The organism is Brachybacterium subflavum (genome assembly GCF_009299795.1).
In the GTDB taxonomy this organism is placed as follows: domain Bacteria; phylum Actinomycetota; class Actinomycetes; order Actinomycetales; family Dermabacteraceae; genus Brachybacterium; species Brachybacterium subflavum.
The window spans coordinates 201,164-223,918 of the sequence record NZ_VIGP01000002.1; the positions used below are offsets into that span (position 1 = coordinate 201,164).

The window sequence follows — 22,755 nt, forward strand, 5'->3', positions numbered from 1 at the left end:
ACAAATGTACACAGGCAGTGCGGCGCCGCGGCGGAGCCGGGGTCGTCCGGGTCCCGGTCCCCGCCGCGGCCTCCGCGCGCCCGCGGGTCATTCCCCGTGGGCGGCCTGGTAGCGCTCCTCGAACTCCTCGAGGGAGACCCCGCGGGTCTCGGGGACGACGCGCCAGTAGAACAGGAAGGCGATCACGTTGATGATCGCGAAGACCAGGTACGTCTTCGCGCCGCCGAGGCCGGCCATCATCGAGGGGAACACCGCCGCGACGATGCCGTTGAACAGCCACAGCGTGCCCACGGAGATGCCCTGCGCGCCGCCGCGGATCTTCGCGGGGAAGATCTCCGCGAGCAGCACCCAGGTGACGGTGCCGGCCTGCTTGGCGAAGACGAACAGGGAGACCACCACGAGGATCAGCCACGGCACGAGCGTCGGGATGGTCTCCGCGATCGACCCGTCGGCGCGCATGTGGGGCTCGACGCCGAAGTGGAAGAGCGCCGCGAGGACGAACAGGGCGATCGCGACGCCGAGCTCCTGGGCCATGCCCACGTGCCGGCGGGCGAAGCGGTAGACGACGTACAGCCCGACCGCCGAGCCGACGGCGGAGACGGCGCCGGTGACGACGTTCAGGGTGATCGCGTCGGCCGTGGAGAAGCCGGCCGCACCGAGGATCGTGGGCATGTACCACATGGCCGTGTTGATGCCCGTGAGCTGGTCGAAGATCCCCAGCATGATGCCGATGAGGATGAGGCGCCGCGCCCAGCGGCGCCGGAAGCCCTGCCGCAGCGTCCACTCGACCTGCTGCGACTGCTTCTCCTCGAGCTCGACCATCTCGACGACCTCGTCGGAGACGTCGTCCTTGGCGGGATCGCGCAGGGTCTTGAGGGTCTCGATGACCTCGTAGTAGCGCTTGTTCGCGGCGAACCAGCGCGGGGACTCGGGCATCACGCGCATGCCCACCCAGAGCACGATCGCGGGGATCGTGGCGAGCACGAGCATCCAGCGCCAGGCCTCGCCGTTGCCGTCGGAGACGACGATCCCCTGGATGTGCTGGAGCACGTCCCAGGACACGGTCTCCCCCGCCTGGTACCTGCCCGAGGGGTCGTCCTCGACGACGGCCTGCGGGGCCGAGTGCATATGGGCGATGACGGCGTTCAGCGAGTAGGCGACGAACTGGCCGAAGACGATCATGAACTGGTCGACCGCGACCAGCGGCCCGCGGATCCGCTTGGGCGCGGCCTCCGCGAGGTACAGCGGGACGGTCGAGGAGGCGCCGCCGACGGCCATGCCGAGGATGAAGCGGAAGGGCGCGATCACGGCGACGTTCGGGGCGAGGGTGCAGCCCAGCGTGCCGACGATGAACAGGATCGCCAGCAGCATGATCGCGCGGCGCCGGCCGATGCGGTCGTTGAGCTGGCCGCCGAGCAGGGCGCCCGCGGCCGCGCCGAAGGCGAGCAGCGAGGTGACCAGGCCCTCCTCCGCGGCGCTCAGGCCCAGGCCGCCGGCGGCGCTGGGCAGGTGCATGTAGGGCAGGGCGCCCGCGATGACGCCGGTGTCGTAGCCGAACAGCAGGGAGCCCATGGTCGCGATGGCGGCGATCACGAGCGGGCCGCGGTGCTTGCCGGAGGCTGAGATCCGCGAGACCAGGGTCGGGATCTCGCCGGTTCTCGGGACGTGCCCGTCGGGCAGCTCGGAGCGGGGTGAAGACATCGTCGTCCTCCTGGGGACAGGGTCGGATCGGGGCGGGCCCGGCGGGCCGCGCACGGGAGCGGGGCCGACGCGCCGCGCGGGGCGGCGCGTCGGCCCCGGGGTCTCAGGGACGCTCGCGCGTCGCGACCGGGACGAAGCCGTCCGCGGTCAGAGCCTTCTCGGCGGCCTCGCACGCGGCGGCGGCGAGATAGCCGTCCCACGCGCGGGCCGAGCGCTCGGCGACGTTGGTGCCGTCGGCGACGGCCGCGATCCAGGCCTGGACCTCGGCGTCGTAGGCGTCGATGAAGCGGGGGCGGAAGTCCCCGGGGATCTCGCCGCCCCAGCGGGAGCCCTCGAGGTGGGTGGTGATGCGGCCGGACTCCTGGCCGATGGTGGCGATGCCCTTCGAGCCCAGCACCTCGGTGCGCACCTCGTAGCCCGAGGCGGTGTTGACGTAGAGCTCGTCGGTGACGATGCGGCCCGAGGCGGTGCGGAACAGCAGCAGCATCGGGTCGTGCTGGCCCTCGTCGGCCCGCGGGCCGGGGACGGGCAGCACGGCCTGCACGCCGGTGATCGGCTCGTCGAGGAAGTAGTGGATGGCGTCGACCTCGTGGACGGCCGAGTCGTACACCATCATCGAGTCGACGAAGCCGGGCAGCGTGGTCGCGTTGCGGTGCTTGCAGTTGACGATGCTGATCTCGCCGAGCTCGCCCGAGGAGATTGCGTCGTGCAGCTCGGCGTAGCCGCGGTCGAAGCGGCGCATGAAGCCCAGCGACAGGTACTGGCCGCCCGAGGCCTTCTCGGCCTCGACGACCTGGTAGGCGTCCTCCGGATTCATCGCGAGCGGCTTCTCGCAGAGCACGGGCTTGCCGGCATCGATGCAGGCGATGGCCTGGTCGCGGTGGAACGTCCCGGGGCTCGCGATGAGCACGGCGTCGACGTCGTCGGCGGCGATGAGCTCCTCGGGGGTGTCCACGACGCGCGCGCCGGGGACGGTGTCGGCGATCTCCTGGGCCTTGTCGCGGAAGAAGTCGGTCACGACGCTCACGCGGGCGCCCTTGATGCGCTCGCGGATGCGCACGACATGGTCGGCGCCCATCTGGCCGACGCCGATGACGCCGACGCGGACGTCGGCGGGGAGGGAGGCGGAGGTGCTCGGGGTGGTGCTCATGGGGTCTCTCCTTCGAGGCGGGTGGATGCGGGAGGCGCGGGACGGGTGGCGGGCGCGAGTGACGGCGGCGCGCGCCCCGCGCAGGCGGGAGGCGCGGACGGGGCGTCAGGCCCCGTCGGCCCCCTCGACCAGGCGCGGGTCGGGCCCGAGCTCGTCCCAGGTGCCGCGCACCCAGGTCTGGTCGGGGCGGTCGGTGATGTTCCAGGCGCGCTCGGCGCCGGGGCCGGCCATCACGTTGAGGTAGTACATGGCGTGGCCGGGAGCCGCGGCGCAGGGGCCGTGCCAGCCGTGGGGCACGAGCACGACGTCGCCGCTGCGGACCTCGGCGAGCACGTCGATCGGGCGCTCCGGGTCGGTGGAGGTGGTCTGGTGGTACCCGAAGCCGGGACCGCCGTCGGGGGCGTCCTGGATCTCGTAGTAGTAGATCTCCTCGAGCTCGGACTCCGGGTGCTCGGGGTCCTCGATCGTCTCGTCGTGCTTGTGGGCGGGGTAGCTCGACCAGTTGCCGCCAGGGGTGATGACCTCGCAGGCGATGATCGAGTCGCAGTCGTCGAAGGAGCCGACGGTGCCGAAGTTGCGCACCTGGCGCGTCATGTTCCCGCCGCCGCGGACCTCGACGGGCACGTCCTCGGCGGCCACGCGCGCGGCCGGGTGGAAGGACGTCGCGACCGCGATCGCGAGGGCGAAGCGGCCGCCCTGCTCGCTGCGCACGACGAGGGTGGACTCGATGCCCGCGTAGGCCACGTCGGACGCCGAGGAGAAGACGTCGCTGCGCCCGGCGAGGTCGAAGTCGTGGTCGCCGTCGCGGTCGGAGACCTGCACGGAGCAGGCCCCGCTGAGGGGCACGACCATGATCTCGGTGCGGCCGGTGCCCAGGCGCGCGGAGCCTCCCGGCTCGAGCGCGAGGACGCGCAGGCCGGTGTGGACCCAGTCCTCGCGCTCTCCGGGGTCGATGACGGTGTCGTAGGGGGCCTGCGCCGAGGTCCCCGCGGGGATGTGCAGCTCGCTCATGCTCTCGCCCTTTCGTCGGGGGTGGTGTGGTGTCGGTGCCGCGGACGGCGGGACGTCAGCGGATCATGCTCGCGGCGGTGCTCACTGCCCCGCGCACGTCGTCGTCGGCCGGGTAGAGCAGGCTGCGGCCGACGACGAGGCCGCGCACGTTGGGCCGGGCGAGCGCCTCGCGCCAGGTCGCGTAGACGGCCTCCGGGTCGGTCGCGCCGGGGTCGCCGCCGAGGATCAGGGTGGGCAGCGTGGTCGCGTCCATGACGCGGGCCATGTCCGGGACCGCGGGCAGCTTGAGCCACGTGTAGGCGCTGGTGGCGCCGAGGCCCTGGGCGACGTGGATGGAGCGGATGACGGCCTCCGGGCTGAGGTCGTTGACGACCCTGCCGCCCTGCCGCGAGGACCAGAAGGGCTCGATCATGGCGATGAGCTCGCGCGCGGCGAGCGCGTCGATCGCCTCGGCGCTCCACTTCAGGGTCTTCGAGGTGCGGTCGTCGCCGAGGTCGATGCGGGTGAGCATCTTGCCGCCCGCGAAGCCGGAGCGCGCGATGGACTCGGCGTCGTAGGAGGTGAAGCGGTCCTCGATCTCCCAGGAGCCGCCCTGCAGGCCGCCGCGGTTCATGGAGGCGAACACGACCTTGTCCTCGAGCGCCCCCATCAGCAGGAGGTCCTCGAGCACGTCGGCCGTCCCGAGCACGCCGTCCACGCCGGGCACGGCGAGCGCGGTGCGCATGCGGTCGAGCATGCCCGTGCGGCTGGCCATCGCCTCGGAGCGATCGCCCACGCCGAGGGCCCCGCGGGCGGGGTGGTCGGCGGCGACGATGAGCATCGAGCCGTCGGTGTCGGCGACGGTGCGCCGCCCGCGGCGCGCGAGCAGCCGGCCGATCCGTCCCGGGTCCTCGATGCGGACGCGGGTGACGTCCTCGTAGGTGTCGACGAAGGCGTCGCCGGTTCTTAGTGCGCTCATCGCTGCGCGTCCTCCCCGAGGCCGCGGGAGCGGATCCCCGCGAGCATCTGGTCGATGGTCTGGCCGTGGTTGGGATCCCCGCCGTCCAGCAGCAGGTCGATCTCCTCGTTCGTCGGCATGGCGGTCGAGCACTCGAGGCGGCTGGTGACGATCGCGCCTGCCGCGTTGCAGCGGGTGAGGGTCTCGGTGAGCGACTGGCCGCTGAGCAGGCCGTGGCACAGGGACCCGCCGAAGCTGTCGCCGGCGCCGAGGCCGTTGATCACCTGGATGAGGTTCGGGGCGACCTCGACGCGCTCGTCGCGGGTCTTGCCGAGCACGCCCTTGGGTCCCTGCTTGACGATGGCGATCTCGACGCCCGCCTCGAGGAGGGCGTCGGCCGCGCGCTCGGGCTCGGTCTCGCCGACGGCGACCTCGCACTCCTCGCGGTTGCCCACGGCGACCGTCGCGTGCTGGAGGGCGCGACGGTACTCCTCGCGGGCCTCCTCGACCGAGGACCAGAACATCGGCCGGTAGTCGAGGTCGAAGACCGTGTGGCGGGTGCGGCCGCGGGCCTCGAGGGCCGCATGGTGCGCGGAGCGGCTGGGCTCCTCGGAGAGGCCGGTGCCGGAGAACCAGAACAGCGGGACCTCGCGGATCGCCCCGAGGTCGAGGTCCTCCGGACGGACCTGCAGGTCCGGCGCGCTGGGCCTGCGGTAGAAGTAGAGCGGGAAGTCATCGGGCGGGTAGATCTCGCAGAAGGTGATGGGGGTGTTGAGGTCGTCGGCGGTGATGACGAAGCCGTCGTCCACCCCGAGGCGCACGAGCTCCTGCTTCACGTACCCGCCGAAGGGGTCGTCCCCCACGCCCGTGATCACCGCGGGCCGGTGGCCCAGGCGGGCCGCGGCGACGGCGACGTTCGCGGGGCTGCCGCCCAGGAACTTGCCGAAGCTGTACACGTCCTCGAGCCCGGTGCCGACAGCGAGCGGGTACAGGTCGACCCCGCTGCGGCCGAAGGTGATGATGTCGAGATCTGCTGCTGCCATGGAACTGATGCCTCTCTGCGATCGTGCGACGCTGCGCGTGCCAACATGTTCCCACGATTCCTGCTCTATGTCCATACAAATGGATCAAGGGTGGGACCGTCCTGGTGCTCAGAGCTCCCCGGTGAGGAACTGCGCGCGGCCGTGGCCGAAGGACCAGTCCTCGCGGCCGTTCTCGGCGACCGAGACGATGAGGTCCTCGGGCTGCACGAGGCCCTCCTCCCCCAGCCGTCGGGCCAGCTCGGCGAAGATCGCCTGCTTCTGCTCCTGGGAGCGTCCCTGCTGGAGGATCTGGATGATCGTGACGCCCTCGCTGCGCGCGATGCCCAGCCCCGTGTCCTCGGCGATGATGCTGCCCACGGGCAGCTCCTCGAGGATCTGGTAGCGGTCCCCGGGCGGGGCCGAGAAGTGCTCGAGCATGACGTCCTGGACGATGTCGGCCAGACGCCGCTTCTGCTGGGGCGTGCGCCCCTCCTGCATGGTCATCCGCACGAGCGGCATGGGAGTCTCCTCGGTCTCGGTGGTCGTCTCGGGTCGACGGTGTCGTCGGGGGCGGTCGCCTCAGGCGCCGGAGGCCCCGGCGGCGGCGAGCAGGGTGCGGGCCCCTCGCTCGATGCCCTCGATGCGGCCGAAGGCGGCGTCCTCGTGCTCGATGTTGATGCTGAGGTCCGCGTCGACGGCCGCGAGGGCCTGCAGGAAACGGGTCCAGTAGGCGACGTCGTGGCCCTCGCCGAGCGCGACGAAGCGCCAGGCGGGGTCCTCGGGCCAGGTCGAGCACCAGTGGCCGATGCCGGTGGGGGTGCGCGCGGCGGGGTCCTCGGGGACCGGGCCGAAGTCGGTGTCGAGCACGCCGCGGGTGGCGGCGCCGGGGAGCACGGCCGTGTCCTTCGCATGGACGTGGAGGATGTGCGAGCCCAGGCGCTCGATGCAGTCGATCGGCTCCATCTGCTGCCAGAACAGATGGGAGGGGTCGAGGTTCACGCCGATGTGGGTGGGCTCGACCCGCTCGACGAACTCCTCGAAGCTGGGCGGGCTGAAGGCGATGTTGCGCGGGTGCAGCTCGAGGGCGACCTTCACGTCGCGCTCGCGGGCCAGGGCGTCGATCTGCTTCCAGAAGGGCACCGCGACCGACCACTGGTACTCGAGGATCTCGAGGTCGATGCCGTTCCAGGGATTCACGATCCACGCCGGATAGCGGGCGCCGGGGTCGGTGCCGGGCGTGCCGGACATGGCGACGACCTCGGGGACCTCGAGGGCGCCGGCGAGCTCGATCGTGCGCCGCAGGTCCTCGGCATGCCCGATGCCCTCGCTGGGCAGCGGCGAGAGCGGGTTGCCGGAGACCGTGAGCCCGGTCAGGGCCATGCCCCGGTCGGCGAAGACCGCGCGGTACTCGCGCCGGGCCCGCTCGCTCGCGAGCAGCAGGTCGACAGGGGCGTGCGGGGAGGGGATGAACCCTCCGGTGTTGACCTCCGCGCCGGTGAGCCCGAGGCCCGCGAGCACGTCGAGGGCCTCCTCAAGCGTGCGGTCCTGGAGGCAGGCGGTGTAGGCGCCGTAGGTGAATGCCATGGGGTGTCCTCTCGTGCGTGGGTGGCTGCGGCTGTGCAGGGGGTCAGGCGATCTCGACGCTCATGCCGCCGGACGCGGCGGAGCGGGCCACGGCGTCCAGGATCCGCATCTCGCGGTAGCCGTCGGCGAAGCTCGCGCACGGCGGCAGGGCCCCGTCGTCGATCCCGGCGGCCTGCTGGAGGAAGGCGTGGGCCTGGTAGGTGAACTGCTCTATCTGGTTGAGCCCGACGCCCGCGAAGGCCATCGAGGAGCCGTTCCCGAAGTAGGGGAAGCCGGGGTTCGCGAGCACCTGGCGGAACCCGCCGAGGCCCGCGGGGCTCGAGCCGTCGGCCACGCGGATCTCGCCGGTGCGGGCGAGGTCCCAGCTCGCCGAGCCGTGGCTGCCGGAGACGTCGATCATCATCTGGTTGGGGCGGCCGAAGGCCACGCGGGAGCAGGAGAAGGTGCCGGCGGCGCCGCTCGCGAAGTGCGCGGTGAACGTCGCGACGTCGTCGTTCTCGACGCTCTCGGTCGGGTCGTCGGCGTTCGCGGTGACGCCGCGGCCGCCCGCGACCGCGCCGCCGGCGACGGGGCGCTCGGTGATCGAGGTGGTGAGCACCGCGCCCGAGACCGAGGCGATGGGGCCTCCGATGAGCTCGGCCGTGTCCACGAGGTGGCTGCCGATGTCGCCGAGGGCGCCGGTCCCCATCGGGCCCTTGTAGCGCCAGGCGATCGGGACCAGCGGGTCCGCGCCGTAGTCGCACCAGTAGCGGGCGTCGAGATGGTTCACGGTGCCGAGCGCGCCGTCGGCCACGAGCTGCGCGAGCTGGGCGACCGCGGGGTTGCGGCGGAAGGTGAAGCCGGTGGCGAGCACCAGGTCGGGGTGGGCGGCCTCGAGCTCGGCCATGGCGGCGGCGTCCTCGAGAGTGCCCGCGAGCGGCTTCTCGCACAGCACGTGCTTGCCCGCGGCGACCATGGCCTCGGCGATCTCGCGGTGCAGGGCGTTGCCGACGACGATCGAGACGACGTCGATCGAGGGGTCGTCGGCGACCTCGCGCCAGTCGCCCACGGCCTTCTCATAGCCGTAGTGGGCGGCGGCGTCCTCGGCGAAGGGCAGGTGGGCGTCGGCGATCGTCGCGAGGCGCACGGGCGGCAGGCCCAGGTCGAACACGGTGCCGGCCTGGCGCCAGGCGTTGGCGTGGGTGCGGCCGGCCATGCCGGCTCCGATCACGGCGACGGAGAGGGGTGCAGTGGTCATGGGTGGTCCTTCCGGTGGGTGCGGAGGGTTCGGCGTCGGCGGCCGGCCAGCGGGGTGCAGGAGGACCGAGCGGCGGGCCGGCGGGAATCGTGGTGCCACGGTGCGCGGATCCACTCTGCCGCGTCATCCTTGTCCGGTCAAAGTGGCCACTGCAGCCGATAGCCGAGGACCGTAGCACGCCGCCACCAACCAGGGAAGGCCTGTTCGCGAGGACTCCCGAGCCGGAGCAACCCATGACCCGCAGGTGCGCGAGCACTTCAGGCACCCGCCACGCAGTCCCGCTTGTCAATACAAAAGATTGACAGGCGGGTCCGGTTGTCGGCATGCTGTTCCCACGACCCACCGCCGAGTCGTCACGTCCCGGCGGTCGCACGATTCCCGGACCGCCCAGAGCGGCCGGCCGTCCCGTCCACGGAGGCAGCATGAGTGAGCACAGCGGCAGCGCGAGCGGCGCCCCGGCGGGCGCGTCGGCGCCGGCGACCATCCGTCTGACCGTCGGCCAGGCCCTCGTGAGGTTCCTCGCCGCCCAGTACACGGAGCGCGACGGCCAGCGGCAGCGCCTGATCGCGGGCACCTTCGGCATCTTCGGCCACGGCAACGTCGCGGGTGTGGGCCAGGCACTCCTGCAGAACGCGGTCGACCCCGCCGAGGGCGAGGCCGAGATGCCCTACTACCAGGCCCGCAACGAGCAGAACATGGTCCACGCGGCCGTCGCCTATGCGCGCACGAAGAACCGCCTCCAGACCCTCGCCTGCACGGCCTCCATCGGCCCGGGCTCGACGAACATGGTCACCGGCGCCGCGCTCGCGACGATCGACCGCATCCCCGTGCTGATCCTGCCCAGCGACGTCTTCGCCGACCGCGCCGTGGACCCCGTGCTCCAGCAGCTCGAGGACGAGCGCGCCATGGACGTCACCGTCAACGACGCCTTCCGCCCCGTCTCCCGCTTCTTCGACCGCATCTGGCGCCCCGAGCAGCTCATCCCGAGCGCCCTGGCGGCGATGCGCGTGCTCACCGACCCGGCCGAGACCGGCGCCGTCACCCTCGCGCTCCCCCAGGACGTCCAGGCCGAGGCCCACGACTGGCCGCTCGAGTTCTTCCGCGAGCGCACCTGGCACGTCGGCCGGCCTGTCCCCGAGCCCGCGGCTCTCGATCGCGCCCTCGAGGTCATCCGCTCGGCGCGGCGCCCGCTCGTGGTCGCCGGCGGCGGCGCGGTCTACTCCGAGGCGAGCGCGGCCCTGACCGCCTTCGCCGACGCCACCGGCATCCCCGTGGCCGACACCCAGGCGGGCAAGGGCGCGATCAGCGCCGACCACCCCGCGAGCGTGGGCGGCGTCGGAGCGACCGGCAACGACGCGGCCAACACGCTCGCCGCCGAGGCCGACGTCGTGATCGGCGTGGGCACCCGGTACACCGACTTCACCACCGCCTCCCACACCGCCTTCCGCGACCCCGACGTGCGTTTTGTGAACCTCAACGTGAAGGCCTTCGACGCCGCCAAGCACTCCGCCGAGATGCTCGTGGCCGACGCCCGCACGGGCCTCGAGGCGCTCACCGCGGCTCTCGCAGAGGACACCGGCGCCTACCGCGCCCCGCAGGAGCACCAGGACCGGGCCCGCGAGCTCGTCGCAGCCTGGGAGGAGCGCAGCGCCCCCTGCTTCGCCCCGCACGACCAGAAGCTGCCCGCGCAGACCGAGATCTTCGGCGCGCTCAACGAGCTCATGGGCGAGGACGACATCGTCATCAACGCCGCGGGCTCCATGCCCGGCGACCTGCAGGCGCTGTGGCGCGCGCGCACTCCCCTGCAGTACCACCTCGAGTACGGCTACTCGTGCATGGGCTACGAGCTGCCCGCCTCGCTCGGCGCGAAGATGGCGGCCCCGGACAGCGAGGTCGTCGCGATCATCGGCGACGGCACCTTCCAGATGGCGCCGCAGGAGATCGCGACCATCGTCGCCGAGGACGTGAAGGTCATCCTCGTGATCCTGCAGAACCACGGCTGGTCCTCGATCGGCGCGCTCTCGGAGTCCCACGGCTCGCAGCGCTTCGGCACCAAGTACCGCATGCGCAACGAGAAGACCGGGCTGCTGGACGGCGGGAAGCTGCCGATGGACATCGCCGCGAACATCCGCTCGTACGGCATCGAGGTGCAGGAGGTCTCCTCGACGGACGACTTCCGCTCCGCCTACCGCCGCGCCGAGGACTCCGAGCACGCCACCGCGATCGTCGTGAACACCGACCTGTACGGGCCCCACCCGCCCGGCATCGGCTGGTGGGACGTGCCCGTCTCCCAGGTCTCGCGCCTGGCCTCCACCCAGGAGGCCTCGGCGCGCTACGAGGAGGAGAAGGCGCCGCAGCGCCACTACCTGTGAGCGCGGCTCCCCCGGAGCACCGCTCGCCGTGAGCGCCGCTCCGCCATCCGACACCGTCACCCGACTCATCCCCGACATCACCACGGAGGAACCATGACCGACGTCAAGCACTGGATCGACGGCCGCGAGGCCGAGGGCACGGGCTCCACCCAGCCCATCCTGAACCCCGCCACGAACGAGGAGATCGCGACCCTGCACCTGGGCGACGCGGGCACCGTCGACCAGGCCGTGCAGGTCGCCGTCGCCGCCCAGCGCGAGTGGGCGAAGGTCTCGCTCGCCAAGCGCACCCAGATCATGTACCGGATGCGCCAGCTGCTGATCGACGCGACGGACGAGATCGCGGAGGTCATCTCCCGCGAGCACGGCAAGACCGTCGCCGACGCCCGCGGCGAGATCGCCCGCGGCCAGGAGACCCTCGAGTTCGCCACGTCCATCACCCAGGACCTCAAGGGCGGGTTCTCCGAGAACGTCTCGACCGGGGTGGACGGGTTCACGTTCCGCCAGCCGCTCGGCGTCGTCGCCGGCATCACGCCCTTCAACTTCCCGGCGATGGTGCCCTTCTGGATGCACCCGATCGCGATCGCGACCGGCAACGCCTTCATCCTCAAGCCCTCGGAGCGCGACCCCTCCGCCTCGAACATCGTGGCGCGCCTCTACCAGGAGGCCGGGCTGCCCGACGGGGTCTTCCAGGTCGTCCACGGCGGCAAGGACACGGTCGACGCGCTGTGCACCCACGAGCAGATCGCCGCGGTCTCCTTCGTCGGCTCCACCCCGATCGCCAAGCACGTGCACGCCACGGCGTCGGCCGCGGGCAAGCGCGTGCAGGCCCTCGGCGGGGCGAACAACCATGCCGTGGTGATGCCGGATGCGAACGTCGAGTTCGCCGCCGCGCAGGTCGCCTCGGGTGCCTTCGGCTCCGCGGGCGAGCGCTGCATGGCCGTCCCGGTCGCCGTGACCGTGGGCGACGCCCACGAGCCCTTCCTCGAGGCGATCGCCGCCGAGGCCGCGAAGCTGACCGTCGGCCCCGGCTCCGATCCGTCGACCGACATGCCGCCGGTGATCACGAAGGACGCCCGCGAGCGCGTCATCCGGATGGCCGACGAGGCCGAGCAGGCCGGCGGCCGCATCGTCGTCGACGGCCGCGGCCTCGTCGTCGAGGGCTTCGAGAACGGCAACTTCGTGGGGCCGACGGTGGTCACCGACCTGGCGGCCGACCATCCCACGTACACCGAGGAGGTCTTCGGACCGCTGCTGGTGGTCATGCACGTGAACAACTTCGACGAGGCCATCGACCTGGTGAACTCCTCGCGCTTCGGCAACGGCACCGCGATCTTCACCGGCTCCGGCCACTACGCGCGCCGCTACCAGGAAGAGGTCCAGGTGGGCATGGTCGGCATCAACGTGCCGATCCCGACCCCGGTGGGCTACTACTCCTTCGGCGGCTGGAAGGACTCGCTGTTCGGCGAGCACCACGCGCACGGCCCCGAGGGCCTCGAGTTCTACACGAAGCAGAAGGCGGTCACCTCGCGCTGGCCCCGCCAGGACGAGCACCTCGAGGCGTCCATGAGCTTCCCGACGCACGACTGAGACCTGCTCCCACCGCCCCATCGAAGGAGATGACCCCGTGACCTCTGCGTTCACCAGTGCGCGCACCGACCTCTCGCGCAATCCCGAGGCGCCGTTCGACCGCCTCACGATCGGCGTGTGCCCGGACCAGTGGGGCGTGTGGTTCCCCCAGGACGAGAAGCAGATCCCCTGGCGCACGGCGCTCGCGGAGATGGCCGAGGCCGGCTTCTCCGTCATGGAGACGGGCCCCTGGGGCTACTTCCCCCAGGACGCCACCGACCTCAGGCACGTCATGGACGAGAACGGCTTCCGCGTGGTCGCCGGCACCGGCTGGGGCATCCTGCACAAGGAGGAGGCCTGGCCGGAGACCGAGCGCACTTTCCGGGCGATCGCCGAGACCCATGCGGCCGTCGGCGCGGAGTACATGGTGCACCTGCCGCCGCTGTACCGCGACGACAAGACCTGGGAGTTCACCGACGACCGCCAGCTGACCGGTGAGGCGTGGAAGCGCTACGTCACCCACGCCAACGAGCTGGGCCGGATCCTCACGGAGGACTACGGGCTGACGATGGTGCTGCATCCGCACGGCGACAGCCACATCGAGACCCCCGAGGAGATCGCGCGGGTCTTCGAGGCCACCGACCCGGAGCTCGTCTCGTTCTGCCTGGACACGGGCCACGTGGTCTACGGCGGCGGCGACCCGATCTCGATGATCGACGAGTACCCCGACCGCATCGGCTATGTCCACATCAAGGCCTTCGACGGGGACATCACGCGCGAGGCGCACGAGAAGGACTGGCCCTTCGGGCAGGCCGTGGCGAAGGGCGCCTCGGTGCGTCCGCCGGCCGGGCTGCCCGACATGAAGGACCTGGTGGCGAAGCTCGCGACGCTCGACAAGGACCTCTACGTGATCTGCGAGCAGGATCTCTACCCGTGCGATCCCTCGCTGCCGCTGCCCAATGCCGTGAAGACCCGCGAGTTCCTGGCCGAGTGCGGCCTGGGGCTGAAGAGCGCCTGAGTCCTGGAACGAGGGAGAGACACCATGGTGAAGGTCCTGCTGGATCCGAGCATGTACCACCCGCACCTGTCCGTCGCGAAGGAGGTGCACAAGGCGGCCGAGCTCGGCTTCCGATACATCGAGCTGTCCCCGCGCGCCGACTTCCACGAGTGGCACCACTACCCCAAGGTGGACCGCCACCAGATCGCCGACGTCAAGCAGGCGATGAAGGACACCGGCGTGCGGATCTGGACGTTCAACCCCGTCTTCGACTGGTCCAGCCCCGACGAGCAGGAGCGTCAGGCGCAGGTGCGCAACTGGCGGCGGCTGCTGGAGATCGCCGACGCCCTCGAGGTGCCCATGATCGCGACCGAGCTCTCCGGGGATCCGAACCAGCCGCGGCGCAGCGAGTCCCAGTTCTACCGCTCGATCGAGGAGCTCATTCCCGACTTCGAGCGCTTCGGCATCGAGTGCACGGTCGAGGCCCACCCCTACGACTTCGCCGAGACGAACGAGCGCGCGGTGCAGATCGTGCGCGGCGTGGACCGGGACTGGTTCAACTACGAGTTCTGCTTCCCGCATGCCTTCCACCTGGGCGGCGGAGCACCGGGCGCGCCGGGCGCGAGCGTGCGCGACATGCTCGACTACGCAGGTGACCGCCTGCGCCACCTGCACGTCGCCGACGTCTTCGACCACACGGCGAACGTGGGCAACCGCTACATCGTGAACCCTCCCGGCGTCGACGCCCGCGTGCACCAGCACAACGAGATCGGCAACGGCGAGATCGACTGGGACGACGCCTTCTCCGCCCTGCGCGAGCGCGAGTACGACGGGCCGGTGTCCGTGTGCGTGTTCGGCTGGGAGGAGGACGCCGACGCCATCAACCGCCGCATGCGCGAGCGGATCCTCGCGGAGCTCGGCGGGGAGTGATCGCGGTGGCGGCGACGAACGCTGAGAACAGCCCGCGCTCCCTCGGTGTCGGCGTCGTCGGCCTGGGCTGGATGGGCCGACTGCACGCGAACTCGTACCGCAACCTCGCGGCGCGCTACCCGGAGCTGGGCCTCGCCCTGCGGCTCGTGTGCGCGGCGGACTCGCTGCCCGCGAACCAGCGGGCCGCGCGCGAGCAGTTCGGCTTCGAGCGCGCGGTGGCCGACGTCGCGCGGATGCTCGAGGACCCCGAGGTCGACGTCGTCTCGATCGCCACGCCGAACTTCCTGCACCGGGACGTCGCCCTCGCGGCGGCGCGTGCGGGCAAGCCGTTCTGGATCGAGAAGCCGATGGGCGTGAACGCGGCGCAGAGCCGCGAGATCCACGAGGCGGCGCGCGCCGCCGGCGTCGCGACCGCCGTGGGCTTCAACTACCGGCATGCGCCGGCGGTCGAGCACCTGCGCGCCCTCGTCGCGAGCGGGAGGCTGGGACGGATCACGAACGTGCGCTGCTGGCTCTACGCCGACTACGCCTCCTCCCCCGACGGTCCGCTGACCTGGCGCTACGACCGCTCCCGGGCGGGAGCCGGGGTGATCGGCGATCTGCTGAGCCACGGCGCGGACCTCGTCCAGTACGTGACCGGCCACGGCATCGCCGAGGTGAGCGCCGCGACGGACGTGTTCCTGCGCGAGCGCCCGATCCCGACGTCGGCCGGGGTGGGCCATGGCGCCGTCGAGGTCGGGTCGGAGCGCGGCGCGGTCGGCAACGAGGACTGGGTGGCGGCGCTCGCGACCCTGGCGGACGGCACGCGGGCGACCCTCGAATCGTCTCGGGTCGCGCACGGGCACCGCAGCGACTATGCGCTCGAGGTCTACGGGACCGAGGGCTCCGCCCGCTGGTCCTTCACCCGGATGAACGAGTTCGAGGTGATGATCGGCGACGGCGGCCTCGAGCACGGGTTCACGACGGTCCTCGCGGGCGCGGGACACGGCGACTACCAGCGCTTCCAGCCGGGTCCCGGCATCCCGATGAGCTTCGACGACCTCAAGGCGATCGAGTGCGCGCAGTTCCTGACCGACGTGGTCGGCGGGGCCGGTGGGGCCGGCATCGGCTCCGGTGCCGCCCCGAACACGGCCGACGGGCTCTCCGCGGCGGAGGTCACCGAGGCGATCGTGCGCTCGGCGGACTCGCGCAGCTGGGTCGAGGTGCCGCAGGTCGAGGGGACCACCTGGGACGCGTGATCTCGCAGACCCGCGCACGCACCCAGGTGATGGGTGAGGTGGCGGCGGCGTTCCGGGATCGGATTCAGGCGGAGTCCCTCAGGGCGCCGAGGTCATCGTCGGGCCGGCCGAGCGCGTCGAGCCGGTCGAGCTCCTCGAGGATCTCGCACTCGTCGAGGATGCGTCGTCCTACGGGTCCGCGCTCCTCGACGTCCTCGTCGTCCTCGTCGTCGGGCCCGAAGCTCGCGAAGGCGGCGGCGGTCATCCGGCCCTCGTCCTCTGGGGAGAGATCCGCGTAGGGATCGCGCGCGGGCAGGTCCTCCCCTTCGACGAGCATCCGCAGGTGTCGCCGGCTGCGCACGGGGTTCGCGGCATCAGCCCGGGCCGTCGGAGCGTCGGCACCGGCCGCTCCCCCGCCGGCCTCGGCCCTCGCTGGACCAGGGATCTTCGCGGGATCGTGGGCCAGGCCGGTGAGCGAGGGCGGGGTGACGGTCGCGGTGGCGCCGAGGCGACTGGTCCAGGTCACGTGGTGGCTGCCATCGGCCGACGGCGTGTGCTCGACGCGGCCGAGCGCCTCCTTCGTGAGGTTGCAGTGCGCGCACAGGCCCTGAACGTTCGCGGCGCTCGTCGGCCCGCCCTCGGCGACCGGCCGGATGTGGTCGGCGTGGCGGATCGGCGCGCCGCAGTACGGGCCCACGCAGCTCACGTCGCGCAGCCGCATGTACAGCTTGAGGCCCTCCGGGAAAGCGCGCGAGCGGGAGTCCATCGCGATCAGCTCGCCGGTGGTCGGGTGCGTGAAGACGCGGCGCAGGGAATCGCCCATCTGCTGCTCGAAACGCGCGAGGCCGTGCTCGATCTGTTCGCGCGAGGGCTTGTTCTCGGACCCCGGAGGCGGATCGGCTGACGAGACGCCAGTCCGCTCCGGCAGCCGCTCCGCCGCAGGGCCGGGAGGTCTCTCGGGCGGCGGGTCGCTCGCGGTGATCTCACCGGTGGGGAGCGGTGGCGCACCCCGGTCGCGGCGCATGAGATCGATGATGTCGAGGGCTCGGCTGCGCAGGGTCGTCGCCGGGCTGTGCCTCTCGTGATCAGCACCGAAGTCCTCGGCTCCTTCGACTGCCTCGGCTCCGTGCACGTGCCCGGCTCCGGAGACGGCAGCCTGCGCGTGGACGGAGCCCGCGAGGGGGCGGCCCGACGCCGTGCGCCGATCGGGGAAGCGCGGGTCGAGCACATGGTCGCGCACCTGCGTGGCCTCGACGAGGCCGTATCCCTCGACGACGGCGGGTTCACCGTGCGTGGGCGTGAACGGGGAGCGCTCGGAGATCACCACGTTGATCGCGAAGTGCACGGGGTCCATCGTCTCGTCGCGGCCCAGCAGGGTGTCGGCGAAGAGATCTGCCATGAGCTGGCCGTGCGTGCGCTCGTCACCCTCGACCTGCAGGGATTCGGCGGCGAGGGCGAGCTTGCGGCGGATCGCGGCGCAGTCGGGGCCGGGAAGCACCGCGGTGACGGTGCCCATGCCGTGTGCGCCGGGGGCGACGGTGACGCCGCGCTGCGTCGCGGCGCGCTTGTGGCGCTCCGGTCCGCCCCGCGGGTCGAGCTTCTGGGCGAGCGCACCGACCTCCTGCGACCAGCGCGCGGGAGTCGAGCCGTCGAGATCGGGCAGATGCTCGGCGAGGACATCGTCGACGTGGCCGCGCAGATCGGGCTCGACGGGCCCGACGGAGCGGCCGACGGCGTATCCGGCGTCCGCCTGCATCGTTCCGCGCGCGAGAGCCTCGAACATGCGGGGCATCTCGCGGGTCATCCGCTGCCCGGCCCGCAGTCTCCTCGAGGCCGTGGCCGGGGAGATGCGCGAAGCCATCTGGATCTCGCCGGTGGTGCGCCGGCCCTGGCCCCTCACGGGCAGTCCCTCGCGCACGTCCTGCGCGCGGATCGCATCATCGAGCTCCGACATGGTGCGCATCTCGAGCGCGGCGAGGGCCGACCGCATCTCGTCGATGCCCACGAGCACGCGCGAGAGATCGGCGGCTTCGAGGGTCGCCGCCGGGCCGATGAGCGCCGCGTCGGCGATCGCCGAGGTCGTCTCGCGCAGGTCGATGGTGCGTGCGTCGATGCTGCCCGCGTCGACCGCGCGTGCGTCGATCGTGCGTGCGTCGATCGTGCGGCCGACCGACACGGAACGGAGCAGCACTGCCCCGTCAGCCGAAAGACTGATCGGGGACGACGCATCCGACGTTCCCGGTCGCGCGGGCATCGCGCCGGGGCGGGCGGCGATGCCGTCCGTCCCAGGTGCGGTCGCGCCGTGCGCGCCGAGGTCTTCGTCGTCCATGGCACCCATGCTCCTCGGGGGGACCGACACACGAAGGGCCCCTGGGGACTCTCAGCTATGTGACCTGCATCACCCGTGGGGATGCTGGTGCCATGGGGGCAGATCGCAGAGAGCGGCGGGCGCAGGCAGCGGGCCGGAGAAGCCGCGCGAGAGGGGAACCGGCACGTCGGCGACAGCGACACTCGCGACCGGCGCCCAGAGCCCGGCGCCCGGCGCCCTTCAGAAGCCCGCTTGCGCGTCAGACCAGGTCGGCCGGATCGACGAGGAAGCCCTCGAGGTCCACGATGTACCCGCCGACGGTCTCGACGATCAGGCCCGCGAGCACGCCGATCCTGCGATAGATCCCGGTCCAGCGGGCGGCGGTCGCCTCGTCGGGCACGTCGATCTCGGCATCGCGCTCGTCGAGCACCTCGTGCACGATCTCGTAGTCCACGGCGCCCTCGAGCCAGGGCAGCGCCTCGAGCGCCGTCGGCCGGGACGTCGGGCCCACACGCAGGAGGATCTCGTCCTGCGGATCGTCGGCCGACGGGGCGAGGAGCACCGCGCCGGCGCCCGACGTGCCGATCCCCGGAGCATCGCCCACCTCGCCGATCGGGATGCGCAGCATGTACCCGGTGGTGTCGGCCTCGGGCGGAGGGGTGACGAGCTCCGCGCCCGGCTCCACCGTCTGCACGAGCGCGAGAAGGTCCGCCGCCAGCAGCGCGTTCGGGCTGGTCACGAAGAGATCCCGCACATGGCAGGGGTGCGGCTCGAGCCGCGTGTGCGAATCGGTGACCACGGCGCCGTCGAGCCGGCGGGCGAGCGACCAGGCGAGATCGAGCGCCTCGCGCTCGTCGCCGAAGGGCATGCCGTCCGCGAAGGCGCGGCCGTAGCCGTGCGAGTCGGGGAGGTCCTCGGCGGGCTCGCTGTCGCGCACGCGCGGGGTGCGCAGCGTCCAGCGGCTCGGTCGACGCGCGTCCTCGACGAGGATCGCGCCGCCGCCGATGTCGATGCCCCCGTCCTCGAGCTGGGCATCCGGCAGGACGTTGCGGATCATCGTCAGCACGGTCTCGGCGGGCGTGCCATGGGGCAGCTGGAGCCGGTGCGAGGTCGACTGCCGGGCGCCGACCGCTCGCCCGTCGGCCTCAGCGGCCATCGCCGGGCTCCTCTGCGGGATCCACAGGGATCAGCGTGCGATGGAAGTTCATGTGCGAGCGGGAGGCCGTGGGCCCGCGCTGCCCGCTGTAGCGGTTGAGGTTGCCCTCGCTGCCGTAGGGGTTCTGCGAGGCCGACGAGAGCCGGAAGAAGCACAGCTGCCCGATCTTCATGCCCGGCCACAGCGCCACCGGCAGCGTCGCCATGTTCGACAGCTCGAGGGTGATGTGCCCGGTGAAGCCCGGGTCGATGAAGCCCGCCGTCGAATGGGTGAGCAGCCCCAGGCGCCCCAGGGAGCTCTTGCCCTCGAGGCGCGCGGCGATGTCGTCCGGCAGCGTGACCTGCTCGTACGTCGAGGCGAGGACGAACTCCCCCGGGTGCAGCACGTAGGGCTCCTCGGGGTCGACGGCGACCTCGCGGGTGAGCGCCGGCTGCTCGACCGACGGGTCGATCATCGGGTACTTGTGGTTGTCGAAGAGACGGAAGAAGCGGTCGATGCGCACGTCCACGGACGCGGGCTGGACCATCGAGGCGTCGAACGGGTCCAGTCGCACCCGACCGCCGTCGATCTGGGCGCGGATGTCGTTGTCGCTGAGCAGCACGGGGCAAGCCTATCGGGCGAGCGTGACGTGCACGGCAGCGTCTGCGGACGGTTTCGCGCCGGCGCCGATCGCACGCTATGCTGGATCCCGTTCGACTCGCCGACGGGCATGTTCCCGCAGGTCGAGGAGGATGCGCGGGTGTAGTTCAATGGTAGAACTTCAGCTTCCCAAGCTGACAGCGCGGGTTCGATTCCCGTCACCCGCTCCACGCGATGAGAAGGCCCCGGTGAGTGATCACCGGGGCCTTCGTCGTGGTGGTCGTCAGCCGCTCCGGCCGAGGCACCCGCCGCAGGAGGGGGCACCGCACGGGCGATCCCGCGGCCGCGCGTCAGGACGCCGTCGCCGACTCGCGGTGCTCCTCGTACCTCCGCCGGAAGTCCTGCTCGATGTCCTCGAGCGTGCGGTCCTTGGTCTCGGGGGCCACCCGCCACACCCAGATGAACGCGACCACCTGCAGGGCGACGAAGATCAGCACGGTGGCACCGGCGCCGATCGCGTCGGCGAGCACCGGGAAGGTGAGGCCCACCAGGAACGTGAACATCCACAGCACCCAGGTGCACAGGCCCATCCCGGCGCCGCGCACGCGCAGCGGGAAGATCTCCGAGAGGTAGAGCCAGGTGACCGTGCCGATGCAGCACTGCATGAAGCCCACGAAGACCACGATGCACGCGAGGATCGCGACGGGGCGCGCGGGACTGCCCTCGGGGATCAGCTGGAAGGCGAGGGCGAAGCATGTGAGGGAGCAGATCGTGCCGCCGAGCCCGGTCAGGAGCATCCGCTTGCGGCGCGCGGTGCGCAGGAGCACCATCGCGAGCCCCACCGCGCCGACGCCCACCAGACCGGGGATGATGTTCGCGTAGAAGGCGCCGTTGCCGCCGAAACCGGCGCTCTCGAGGACGCTGACCCCGTAGTACTGGATCGCGTTGATGCCGGAGATCTGGTTGATCACCGCCATCCCGAGGCCGATGCCCAGGATCCTGCGCATCCACGGACTGACGAGGATGTCGCGCAGCGTCCCCGAGGCGGCCTGGTAGTCCTCCCTCGCGAGCTCGCGCACCTCGCTCAGCTCGTCGGAGCTAAAGGCGTCCCCGCGGATGTCCCTCAGGACCTCCTGGACGCGGCCGTAGAGCCCCGCGCGCGCGAGCCACCGGGGCGACTCCGGCACCGCATGCATGCCGATCCACAGCGCGATGGCCGGGAAGGTCGCGAGCGCCAGCATGTAGCGCCAGACGTGCCCGGTCTCCGGCAAGAGCGTCGCCAGCAGGGCGTTCATCATGAAGGCGAGGGCCTGCCCCGTGACGATCATGAACTCGTTCTGCGCGACGACGCGCCCCCGCAGATGGGTCGGCGCCATCTCTGCCAGGAAGACGGGGACGATGGCCGACGCGCCGCCGACAGCGAGGCCGAGGACGAAGCGGAAGAGCGCGAGGACGGCCACGCTCGGCGCGAGGGAGCACCCGATGGTCGCGAGCGCGAAGACCACGGCGAGGCCGACGATCGAGGGGCGTCTGCCGAAGCGGTCCGCGATCCGGCCGCCGAACACCGCTCCCCACGCGGCGCCGAAGGGCAGGATCGAGGCCACGACCCCCTCGGTGAGGCTGGTCAGCTGCAGGTCGCTGCGGATCGACGGCAGGGCACCGTTGATGACACCGGTGTCGTACCCGAAGAGCAGGCCGCCGAACGTCGCGATGGTCGCGATCGTCCGCATGCGACCGGGGAGCTTGCCCGAGGTGAGGTCGCTCCGGGATTCATGACCCGACATGTTCCGTCCTTCCGACAACGCCGTCGTCCTTCGAGACGGATCGACAGTACCTCAGAAGGAAGCTTTTGTCAGGACATGCCGTGGGCGCGCTCCTCGAGCTGGACGAGCAGGGCACCCGCGTAGGCGTCCTCGACCTTCTGGGCGCGGATCTCGCGCGTCTCCTCCGGTCCGGACAGCGTCACCACGTGCACCACGGCGCCGGAGGCGGAGCGCTCGCAGCGCAGCTGGGCGAAGTGGTCGCCGAGCGCCTCGCGCAGCTGGTCCTCGCGCGGGATCCAGACCGCCTCGTCCTCCTCGATGGAGTCGAGGGCCCACTCGGTGGTGCCGTTGAAGGTGAAGAGGGGCTCGCCCCGTCGGCCCCGACCGGGCTCGACGACCATCGAGGAGAGCATGAAGGTCTGCTCGCGCAGGTCGGGTACGTCGATGGTGAAGCGGTCGCCCTCGGCAGGCTCCCAGGGGAGGCCGAGGTCCCGCAGTCGTCGGGCGATGTCCACGTCGATCACGCCGCGAGTCTAGTGGCGCGGGCCGCGAGATGGCTGGGTCGATCGACACCCGATGGCGGATCGCCCGGGGATCGAGCTGACACGGTGCAAGAATATGTCCATGCCCAAGATCATCGGAGGCTCCCTGGAGGAGCATCGCGAGCGGACGCGCGAGAAGATCTTCTCCGCGCTCGGCGAGCTCATGGAGACCGAGCCCTTCGAGGACATCACGTTCTCGCGCATCGCGACCGTCGCCGGTGTCGGGCGCACCGCGATGTACAACCACTTCCCCGACAAGGACACGCTCCTGGTCGAGTACACGATGCACGAGACCAGCGACTACCTCGACCAGCTCCGCGAGGGCATCGAGGGCGCATCCACCCCCATCGAGGCGATCGAGCTGTACGTGCGCACGCAGCTGGGCCTGAGCACGTCCTTCCACGTCCCGAGCACGCGCGGGCGCGTGAACCTCGACCCGGACATCGCGCAGAAGATGCGCGAGCACGTCGTGCTGATCGAGAAGGTCCTCCACTCGATCCTGGACGACGGCGTCGCCACCGGCGACTTCAGCGGCGACCTCGACGTGGACGCGAGCCTGCGCATCATCAACGCGATGCTCATCGGCCGCACCCTGCCGCCGGGGACCGACGAGACCGCGCTCGTCCGCTTCATCCAGAGGGCGCTCGGCGCGAGCGTCTGAGACGGGCTCGGGCCGCGTCACC

19 protein-coding genes and 1 tRNA gene are annotated in these 22,755 nt (G+C 71.6%); 7 read left to right on the forward strand and 13 right to left on the reverse strand.

The window, feature by feature from the left end:
* Nucleotides 1-87: 87 nt before the first annotated feature.
* From FHG10_RS04790 to FHG10_RS04825, 8 genes are all read right to left on the reverse strand, one after another.
* Nucleotides 88-1,701 carry an MFS transporter gene (locus FHG10_RS04790; RefSeq protein ID WP_152352190.1) on the reverse strand — a complete coding sequence of 538 codons (1,614 nt, stop codon included), beginning with the start codon at nucleotides 1,699-1,701 and terminating at the stop codon, nucleotides 88-90.
* A 103-nt stretch (nucleotides 1,702-1,804) separates the two neighbouring features.
* Nucleotides 1,805-2,851: a Gfo/Idh/MocA family protein gene (locus FHG10_RS04795; RefSeq protein ID WP_152352191.1), complete on the reverse strand. Its 1,047-nt coding sequence runs from the start codon at nucleotides 2,849-2,851 to the stop codon at nucleotides 1,805-1,807.
* A gap of 105 nt (nucleotides 2,852-2,956) precedes the next feature.
* Entirely contained in the window at nucleotides 2,957-3,862 is a 906-nt protein-coding gene (gene iolB / locus FHG10_RS04800; protein ID WP_152352192.1) for a 5-deoxy-glucuronate isomerase, read from the reverse strand.
* Between the two features lie 55 nt (nucleotides 3,863-3,917).
* Nucleotides 3,918-4,820: a Cgl0159 family (beta/alpha)8-fold protein gene (locus tag FHG10_RS04805; protein WP_152352193.1), complete on the reverse strand. Its 903-nt coding sequence runs from the start codon at nucleotides 4,818-4,820 to the stop codon at nucleotides 3,918-3,920.
* Entirely contained in the window at nucleotides 4,817-5,842 is a 1,026-nt protein-coding gene (gene iolC / locus FHG10_RS04810) for a 5-dehydro-2-deoxygluconokinase (protein ID WP_152352194.1), read from the reverse strand. Before iolC ends, FHG10_RS04805 begins: the two co-directional genes overlap by 4 nt.
* A 108-nt stretch (nucleotides 5,843-5,950) precedes the next feature.
* Nucleotides 5,951-6,340, reverse strand: coding sequence for a tautomerase family protein (locus tag FHG10_RS04815; RefSeq protein ID WP_152352195.1), 390 nt, complete (start codon nucleotides 6,338-6,340; stop codon nucleotides 5,951-5,953).
* A 60-nt stretch (nucleotides 6,341-6,400) separates the two neighbouring features.
* Nucleotides 6,401-7,405, reverse strand: a complete 1,005-nt coding sequence (locus FHG10_RS04820; RefSeq protein ID WP_152352196.1) for a sugar phosphate isomerase/epimerase family protein — start codon at nucleotides 7,403-7,405, stop codon at nucleotides 6,401-6,403.
* A gap of 43 nt (nucleotides 7,406-7,448) precedes the next feature.
* A complete protein-coding gene (locus tag FHG10_RS04825; protein ID WP_152352197.1) occupies nucleotides 7,449-8,642 on the reverse strand; it encodes a Gfo/Idh/MocA family protein in 1,194 nt (397 codons plus the stop codon).
* 422 nt (nucleotides 8,643-9,064) lie between these two features.
* On the opposite strand from FHG10_RS04825, the gene iolD reads away from it, so the two are divergent.
* The 5 genes from iolD (at nucleotide 9,065) to FHG10_RS04850 (ending at nucleotide 15,745) form a co-directional block, all read left to right on the forward strand.
* Complete coding sequence (iolD, locus tag FHG10_RS04830) at nucleotides 9,065-11,014, forward strand: 3D-(3,5/4)-trihydroxycyclohexane-1,2-dione acylhydrolase (decyclizing) (RefSeq protein WP_152352198.1); 1,950 nt, start codon at nucleotides 9,065-9,067, stop codon at nucleotides 11,012-11,014.
* A 93-nt stretch (nucleotides 11,015-11,107) separates the two neighbouring features.
* On the forward strand, nucleotides 11,108-12,601 hold the full coding sequence (locus FHG10_RS04835; protein WP_152352199.1) for a CoA-acylating methylmalonate-semialdehyde dehydrogenase: 1,494 nt from the start codon (nucleotides 11,108-11,110) through the stop codon (nucleotides 12,599-12,601).
* Nucleotides 12,602-12,638: 37 nt separating this feature from the next.
* Complete coding sequence (locus FHG10_RS04840) at nucleotides 12,639-13,598, forward strand: TIM barrel protein (RefSeq protein WP_152352200.1); 960 nt, start codon at nucleotides 12,639-12,641, stop codon at nucleotides 13,596-13,598.
* A gap of 24 nt (nucleotides 13,599-13,622) precedes the next feature.
* The gene (locus FHG10_RS04845; protein WP_152352201.1) at nucleotides 13,623-14,507 is read left to right on the forward strand and encodes a sugar phosphate isomerase/epimerase family protein; all 885 of its coding nucleotides are present in this window, start codon (nucleotides 13,623-13,625) and stop codon (nucleotides 14,505-14,507) included.
* A gap of 5 nt (nucleotides 14,508-14,512) precedes the next feature.
* Complete coding sequence (locus FHG10_RS04850; RefSeq protein WP_227488036.1) at nucleotides 14,513-15,745, forward strand: Gfo/Idh/MocA family protein; 1,233 nt, start codon at nucleotides 14,513-14,515, stop codon at nucleotides 15,743-15,745.
* A 64-nt stretch (nucleotides 15,746-15,809) separates the two neighbouring features.
* Here FHG10_RS04850 and FHG10_RS04855 read toward each other — a convergent pair whose 3' ends face one another.
* The 3 genes from FHG10_RS04855 to dcd form a co-directional block, all read right to left on the reverse strand.
* Nucleotides 15,810-18,053 (reverse strand): HNH endonuclease, encoded by a 2,244-nt coding sequence (locus FHG10_RS04855; RefSeq protein ID WP_152352202.1) that lies wholly within the window; start codon nucleotides 18,051-18,053, stop codon nucleotides 15,810-15,812.
* A 238-nt stretch (nucleotides 18,054-18,291) separates the two neighbouring features.
* A complete protein-coding gene (locus FHG10_RS04860) occupies nucleotides 18,292-19,188 on the reverse strand; it encodes a hypothetical protein (protein WP_152352203.1) in 897 nt (298 codons plus the stop codon).
* Entirely contained in the window at nucleotides 19,178-19,789 is a 612-nt protein-coding gene (dcd, locus tag FHG10_RS04865) for a dCTP deaminase (protein ID WP_152352204.1), read from the reverse strand. The genes FHG10_RS04860 and dcd overlap by 11 nt, the downstream gene beginning before the upstream one ends.
* Before the next feature lie 134 nt (nucleotides 19,790-19,923).
* On the opposite strand from dcd, the gene FHG10_RS04870 reads away from it, so the two are divergent.
* Nucleotides 19,924-19,997: transfer RNA gene (locus tag FHG10_RS04870), tRNA-Gly, on the forward strand.
* Nucleotides 19,998-20,117: 120 nt separating this feature from the next.
* Here the strand turns inward: FHG10_RS04870 and FHG10_RS04875 are convergent.
* Both FHG10_RS04875 and FHG10_RS04880 read right to left on the reverse strand, forming a co-directional pair.
* On the reverse strand, nucleotides 20,118-21,551 hold the full coding sequence (locus FHG10_RS04875; protein WP_152352205.1) for a sugar porter family MFS transporter: 1,434 nt from the start codon (nucleotides 21,549-21,551) through the stop codon (nucleotides 20,118-20,120).
* A 68-nt stretch (nucleotides 21,552-21,619) separates the two neighbouring features.
* The gene (locus FHG10_RS04880; protein WP_152352206.1) at nucleotides 21,620-22,054 is read right to left on the reverse strand and encodes a hypothetical protein; all 435 of its coding nucleotides are present in this window, start codon (nucleotides 22,052-22,054) and stop codon (nucleotides 21,620-21,622) included.
* Nucleotides 22,055-22,154: 100 nt separating this feature from the next.
* Between FHG10_RS04880 and FHG10_RS04885 the strand changes: the two genes are divergently transcribed.
* On the forward strand, nucleotides 22,155-22,733 hold the full coding sequence (locus tag FHG10_RS04885) for a TetR/AcrR family transcriptional regulator (RefSeq protein ID WP_152352207.1): 579 nt from the start codon (nucleotides 22,155-22,157) through the stop codon (nucleotides 22,731-22,733).
* Nucleotides 22,734-22,755 lie beyond the last annotated feature (22 nt).

Bases quoted from the DNA above. Each gene is read 5' to 3' on its own strand.
- FHG10_RS04795 (WP_152352191.1), bottom strand. From the start codon at position 2,851: ATGAGCACCACCCCGAGCACCTCCGCCTCCCTCCCCGCCGACGTCCGC.
- FHG10_RS04835 (WP_152352199.1), top strand. From the start codon at position 11,108: ATGACCGACGTCAAGCACTGGATCGACGGCCGCGAGGCCGAGGGCACG.
- FHG10_RS04845 (WP_152352201.1), top strand. From the start codon at position 13,623: ATGGTGAAGGTCCTGCTGGATCCGAGCATGTACCACCCGCACCTGTCC.
- iolD (WP_152352198.1), top strand. From the start codon at position 9,065: ATGAGTGAGCACAGCGGCAGCGCGAGCGGCGCCCCGGCGGGCGCGTCG.
- FHG10_RS04815 (WP_152352195.1), bottom strand. From the start codon at position 6,340: ATGCCGCTCGTGCGGATGACCATGCAGGAGGGGCGCACGCCCCAGCAG.
- iolC (WP_152352194.1), bottom strand. From the start codon at position 5,842: ATGGCAGCAGCAGATCTCGACATCATCACCTTCGGCCGCAGCGGGGTC.
- FHG10_RS04820 (WP_152352196.1), bottom strand. From the start codon at position 7,405: ATGGCATTCACCTACGGCGCCTACACCGCCTGCCTCCAGGACCGCACG.
- FHG10_RS04885 (WP_152352207.1), top strand. From the start codon at position 22,155: ATGCCCAAGATCATCGGAGGCTCCCTGGAGGAGCATCGCGAGCGGACG.
- FHG10_RS04860 (WP_152352203.1), bottom strand. From the start codon at position 19,188: ATGGCCGCTGAGGCCGACGGGCGAGCGGTCGGCGCCCGGCAGTCGACC.
- iolB (WP_152352192.1), bottom strand. From the start codon at position 3,862: ATGAGCGAGCTGCACATCCCCGCGGGGACCTCGGCGCAGGCCCCCTAC.
- FHG10_RS04790 (WP_152352190.1), bottom strand. From the start codon at position 1,701: ATGTCTTCACCCCGCTCCGAGCTGCCCGACGGGCACGTCCCGAGAACC.
- FHG10_RS04805 (WP_152352193.1), bottom strand. From the start codon at position 4,820: ATGAGCGCACTAAGAACCGGCGACGCCTTCGTCGACACCTACGAGGAC.
- FHG10_RS04855 (WP_152352202.1), bottom strand. From the start codon at position 18,053: ATGGACGACGAAGACCTCGGCGCGCACGGCGCGACCGCACCTGGGACG.
- FHG10_RS04875 (WP_152352205.1), bottom strand. From the start codon at position 21,551: ATGTCGGGTCATGAATCCCGGAGCGACCTCACCTCGGGCAAGCTCCCC.
- FHG10_RS04825 (WP_152352197.1), bottom strand. From the start codon at position 8,642: ATGACCACTGCACCCCTCTCCGTCGCCGTGATCGGAGCCGGCATGGCC.